General features: G+C 70.6%; 2 protein-coding genes and 1 pseudogene. All 3 read left to right on the forward strand.

Translation table 11 applies throughout. From position 1 onward, the window contains the following. Positions 1-140 precede the first annotated feature (140 nt). Positions 141-734 carry a class II aldolase/adducin family protein gene (locus tag JWQ91_RS00380; protein WP_297779298.1) on the forward strand — a complete coding sequence of 198 codons (594 nt, stop codon included), beginning with the start codon at positions 141-143 and terminating at the stop codon, positions 732-734. A gap of 51 nt (positions 735-785) precedes the next feature. Then, the gene (rhaD, locus tag JWQ91_RS00385; RefSeq protein WP_297779301.1) at positions 786-2,060 is read left to right on the forward strand and encodes a bifunctional rhamnulose-1-phosphate aldolase/short-chain dehydrogenase; all 1,275 of its coding nucleotides are present in this window, start codon (positions 786-788) and stop codon (positions 2,058-2,060) included. 16 nt (positions 2,061-2,076) lie between these two features. Next, positions 2,077-2,589, forward strand: a pseudogene (locus JWQ91_RS00390) (rhamnulokinase); the annotation flags it as partial.

A 2,589-nucleotide genomic window follows, 5' to 3' on the forward strand; every position in this document is an offset into this window, starting at 1 on the left:
ACACAGGACACGAGATGACTGACACCACCGGCAACACCGCAGCAGAGCTGATCGCCCGGACCAACCGGCTCGGCGCCGACCCGCGAAACACCAACTACGCCGGCGGCAACACGTAGGCCAAGGGCACCGAGACCGACGCGGTGACGGGTGAGGACGTCGAGCTCCTCTGGGTCAAGGGCTCCGGGGGCGACCTCGGCACCCTGACGGAGAGCGGCTTGGCGGTGCTGCGGCTCGACCGCATGCGCGCCCTGGTCGACGTCTACCCGGGCCTCGACCGCGAGGACGAGATGGTCGCCGCCTTCGACTACTGCCTGCACGGCAAGGGAGGTGCGGCGCCGTCGATCGACACGGCGATGCACGGCCTGGTCGACGCGGCGCACGTCGACCACCTGCACCCCGACTCCGGCATCGCGATCGCGACGGCGGACGACGGCGAGCAGCTGACCGCGACGATCTTCGGCGGGAAGGTCGTGTGGGTGCCGTGGCGCCGTCCGGGCTTCCAGCTGGGTCTCGACATCGCCGAGATCAAGGCCAAGAACCCCGACGCGATCGGCTGCATCCTCGGCGGTCACGGCATCACGGCGTGGGGCGACACCTCAGCCGAGGCCGAGCAGAACTCGCTGTGGATCATCGACACCGCCGCGACCTACATCGAGCAGCACTCCCGTCCCGAGCCGTTCGGCCCGGCGCTCGACGGCTACGCCGCGCTGGCCCAGGCCGAGCGTCGCGAGTAGGCCGCCGCGCTCGTCCCGACGATCCGCTCGATCGCCTCGACCGACAAGCCGATGATCGGGCACTTCACCGACAGCGACGTCGTCCTGGACTTCCTCGCCTCGGCGGAGCACCCGCGCCTCGCGGCGCTCGGCACGAGCTGTCCCGACCACTTCCTGCGCACCAAGGTCAAGCCGCTCGTGCTGGACCTGCCGGCCGGCGCGCCGGTCGAGGACTCGATCGCCCGGCTGCGCGAGCTCCACACGGCGTACCGCGAGGAATATCAGGCGTACTACGACCGCAACGCGGTCGCCGACTCGCCCGCCATCCGCGGCGCGGACCCGCTCATCGTGCTGGTGCCGGGCGTCGGCATGTTCAGCTTCGGCAAGGACAAGCAGACCGCCCGCGTCGCCGGCGAGTTCTACGTCAACGCGATCAACGTCATGCGCGGCGCCGAGGGACTGTCGACGTACGCCCCGATCGACGAGGCGGAGAAGTTCCGCATCGAGTACTGGGCGCTCGAGGAGGCCAAGCTCCAGCGGATGCCGGCACCCAAGCCGCTCGCGACCCGCATCGCGCTGGTGACGGGTGCCGCCTCCGGCATCGGCAAGGCCATCGCCAAGAAGCTTGCCTCGCAGGGCGCCGTCGTCGCGATCGCCGACCTCGACCTGGCCAAGGCGCAGGCCGCGGCCGCCGAGCTCGGTGGCACGGACGTTGCCGTGGGCGTGCAGGCCGACGTGTCGGACGAGGCCGCGGTGCAGGCTGCCGTCGACGCGACCCTGCTGGCGTTCGGTGGGCTCGACCTGGTCGTCAACAACGCCGGCCTGTCGCTGTCGAAGTCGCTGCTCGACACGACCGTCGCGGACTGGGACCTGCAGCACAACGTCATGGCGAAGGGCTCGTTCCTGGTCTCGCGTGCCGCGGCCAAGGTCCTGATCGAGCAGGGGCTGGGCGGTGACATCGTCTACATCTCCAGCAAGAACTCGGTGTTCGCCGGGCCCAACAACATCGCGTACTCCGCGACCAAGGCCGACCAGGCGCACCAGGTGCGGCTGCTGGCCGCCGAGCTCGGTGGGCACGGCGTCCGGGTCAACGGGATCAACCCCGACGGGGTCGTGCAGGGCTCGGGCATCTTCTCCAGCGGCTGGGGCGCCAACCGGGCCGCGGTCTACGGAGTCGACGAGAAGGACCTCGGCGCGTTCTACGCCCAGCGGACCCTGCTCAAGCGTGAGGTGCTGCCCGACCACGTCGCCAGCGCTGTCTACGCCCTCGTGGGACCGGACCTGACCCAGACGACGGGCCTGCACATCCCCGTCGACGCCGGCGTCGCCGCCGCGTTCCTGCGATAGGCCTCGACTGCCCATCATGTCGTCCTTGACCTCCGTCTCCGTCGCCGCCATCGACCTCGGCGCCTCCAGTGGCCGCGTCATGGTCGGCGACGTGGGGCCGGGGCGCCTCGATCTGCGCGCTGTCGCGCGCTTTGCCAATGGACCCGTGTCCCTCCAGGACGGGCTCCACTGGGACCCCCTCGAGCTCTACCGCCACGCCCTCGACGGACTGTGGACAGCCGTGAGCCAGTCACCCGACGGGCTCGAGAGCGTGGCGGTGGACTCGTGGGCGGTCGACTACGCCCTGATGCGTGGTGACGGCATGCTCGGCGTGCCGTTCCACTACCGGGACGGGCGGACGACCGCGGGCGTGGAGCGCATCCACGCCCGCGTGTCGCCCGGTGACCTGTACGCCCGGAACGGCCTGCAGTTCCTGCCGTTCAACACGCTGTACCAGCTGGCCGCCGACGATCTGTCCGGCGCCGACCGGCTGCTGCTGATCCCCGACCTGATCGGCTACTGGCTGACGGGTCGCATGGTCACCGAGCGC

The organism is Aeromicrobium sp., from assembly GCF_025965075.1.
Classification (GTDB): domain Bacteria; phylum Actinomycetota; class Actinomycetes; order Propionibacteriales; family Nocardioidaceae; genus Aeromicrobium.

Coding starts and splice junctions, on each gene's coding strand:
- rhaD (WP_297779301.1), top strand. CDS start 786: ATGATCGGGCACTTCACCGACAGCGACGTCGTCCTGGACTTCCTCGCC.